Genomic DNA, 2822 nt, shown 5'->3' on the forward strand with positions numbered 1-2822 from the left:
TTGTACTTCCGGGCGATCTTGCCGTCCAGCATGTCCGTGAGGCTGGCGATGATGAAGATAGCCAGGGCCACATAGTTGGCCCCAGGAAAGCCCCAGTACAGCACTACCATGAATACAGGGATCAGGATAATGCGCAAAAGTGTTAGTTTATTGGGCAAATTCATAGCTTATCCCTCCATCTCTCCGGTGAGTTCGCCGTCCATGGTGCCGGTGAGACGGACGGTGACAAAGGTACCGGGCTCCACATCACCCTCCGCGGTGAAGTAGATGCGCCCGTCGATATCCGGAGACTCGGCATAGCTGCGGCCGAAGTACATCTGAGCCTGTCCATCAAAACCCTCGCACAGGACTTCCCGCTCCGCGCCCAGAATGGACTCGTTATAGGCGTCGATGATGTCGGACTGCACGTCCACCACCAGCTCCGCCCGGCGCTTGGCCTCATCCATGTCCACATGGTCCATCTGGGCCGCCCGGGTGCCCTCCTCCGGAGAGAAGGGGAACACGCCTGCCCGCTCGATGCGGACCTGACGCAAAAATTCGCACAGCTCCGTAAGCTCTGCCTCTCCCTCGCCAGGCAGGCCAGTAATGAGGCTGGTACGCAGCACCAGACCCGGGATCCGCGCCCGAAGCTTTGCAAAGAGGTCCAGCAGCTCCGCCTTGGTATCCCGGCGGTTCATGGCCTTGAGAATGCCGTCATTGCAGTGCTGGATGGGGATATCCAGATAGGGCAGGATCTTGGGCTCTGCGGCGATGGTGTCGATAAGCTCTTCCGTGATCTCGTCGGGATAGAGATAGTGGAGACGGATCCAGTGGAAGTCCAGCTTGGCAAGTTCCCGCAGCAGCGCCGCAAGCTGATGCTCGCCGTTCAGGTCCGTACCGTAGCGGGTAATGTCCTGGGCAATGACCAACAGTTCCTTTACCCCGGCGGACGCCAGTTCCTCAGCCTCCCGCAGCAGATCCTCCATGGGACGGCTGCGGTATTTGCCCCGCAGGGAGGGAATCACACAGTAGGCGCAGTGGTTGTCGCAGCCCTCTGCAATGCGCAGATAAGCATACCAGGGAGGCGTGGAAAGGATGCGGGGCCCTCCCTGTTCCGCCGTGTGGATATTGCCCATATGGCAGGGCCGCACGCCGCCGGTCATGACCTCATCGATGGCGGCGGCAATATCGCCGTAGCTGCCGGTACCCAGAACGCCGTCCACTTCCGGCAACTCCGACAGCACGTCGGCCTTGTAGCGCTGTGCCATGCAGCCGGTCACCAGGATCTTTTTCAGTTTCCCGGCTTTTTTCAGTTCCGCCATCTCCAAAATGTTGTCAATGGCCTCCTCACAGGCGGAAGCCAAAAAGCCGCAGGTGTTCACCACCGCCACATCAGCCCCCTCGGGAGCGGCCACGATGGTGTGCCCTGCCGCCTGGACGGCGGCCATCATCTGCTCGCAGTTCACCTGGTTTTTGGCACAGCCCAGGGAAATAAATGCAATTTGATAGGACAAGGTGTTCTCCTCCATATCGTTTTCCATCTCTCTCATTCCTCCGGGACTTCCGTTCCCAGACGACTCAATCCCGCCCGGATATCCGGCCAGGCAAAGCCCCGGCGGGCCAGGGCATCGCAAAGGCGCTTTTTCTCCCTCTCATCCGGCATTCTGCCCCGGAGCTTGGATGATAAAAAGCAGTCGATCTGCCCGGCGGGATCCGGCAGCGTATCCAAGGCATCGTTCCACAGCTCCCGGGGCACCCCTTTTTCGTAGAGCTTCTCCCGCACCCGCTGGGGACCGTATCCCAGATCGGCACAGTGTCGGGCCAGAAGGGTGGCGTACTCCGCGTCGTTGATGGCGCCGATGGCTTCCAGCCACTCGGCGGCGTAGCGGGCCTCCGCCTCGCTGGCCCCCTTGTCCCGGAGCTTGCGCTCTAGGTCCCGGCGGGACATGGCCCGTTTTCCGATGAGATCCGCGGCGGCGGCCCGGGTATTGGACACTCCCGCCGCCTCTTTGAGCTTACGCAAAGAGGCCTCGTCCAGTTCATCCCCGGAGCGCAGACCAAAGTCTAGCAGCTCCTGCTGCGTGATCTTCAGGCAGGCGCCGTCCTCCAGGAACACCAGTACCCGGTCTTTCTTGTGCCGGGAGGCCTCCACGCGGTCAATTCTCATCGTTGAAATCGTCGGCGGTCACATCCACCGCGCGCCCGGCGGCTTTGGCCGCGATCCGGGCCTGGTTGCTCATGAGCTTGTCGAAGTTGCGGCGGATGTCCGCCTCCAGCTTCTCCGCCACCTCCGGATTCTCCTGGAGGTATTTCTTGGCGGCATCCCGGCCCTGGCCGATGCGCACCTCGCCCATGGAGAACCAGGAGCCGGCCTTCTGCACCAAATCCAGCTTCACGCCCAGATCCACCAGCTCGCCGTAGCGGGAGATGCCCTCGCCGTACATGATATCGAACTCCGCCTCCCGGAAAGGGGGCGCCATCTTGTTTTTCACCACTTTGGCCCGGGTGCGGTTACCGATGATCTCGCTGCCGTTTTTCAGAGCCTCGATCCGGCGCACGTCGATACGCACGGAGGAGTAGAACTTCAATGCCCGGCCGCCGGTGGTAACCTCGGGGTTGCCGTACATGACGCCCACCTTTTCACGCAGCTGATTGATGAAGATCACCACGCAGTTGGTCTTACCGATGGCGCCGGTGAGCTTGCGCAGGGCCTGGCTCATAAGCCGGGCCTGGAGGCCCACATAGCTGTCGCCCATCTCGCCCTCGATCTCCGCCCGGGGCACCAGGGCCGCCACGGAGTCCACCACCACCACGTCGATGGCGCCGGAGCGCACCAGGGCCTC

General features: G+C 61.8%; 4 protein-coding genes. All 4 read right to left on the reverse strand.

Going from position 1 to position 2822, the window contains the following annotated elements:
* Positions 1 to 164, reverse strand: a 164-nt coding sequence (locus ACT67G_RS11840) for a CDP-alcohol phosphatidyltransferase family protein (protein WP_443664365.1), incomplete at its 3' end; no start/stop codon positions are given.
* 3 nt (positions 165 to 167) lie between these two features.
* Positions 168 to 1520, reverse strand: coding sequence for a 30S ribosomal protein S12 methylthiotransferase RimO (gene rimO, locus ACT67G_RS11845; RefSeq protein WP_443664362.1), 1353 nt, complete (start codon positions 1518 to 1520; stop codon positions 168 to 170).
* A gap of 5 nt (positions 1521 to 1525) precedes the next feature.
* The gene (locus tag ACT67G_RS11850; protein ID WP_443664363.1) at positions 1526 to 2146 is read right to left on the reverse strand and encodes a regulatory protein RecX; all 621 of its coding nucleotides are present in this window, start codon (positions 2144 to 2146) and stop codon (positions 1526 to 1528) included.
* Positions 2136 to 2822 (reverse strand): recombinase RecA (recA, locus tag ACT67G_RS11855; protein WP_443664364.1); only part of this gene is annotated, 687 nt, incomplete at its 5' end. The genes ACT67G_RS11850 and recA, both read right to left, overlap by 11 nt.

The organism is Dysosmobacter sp., from assembly GCF_052306735.1.
Taxonomy (GTDB): domain Bacteria; phylum Bacillota; class Clostridia; order Oscillospirales; family Oscillospiraceae; genus Oscillibacter.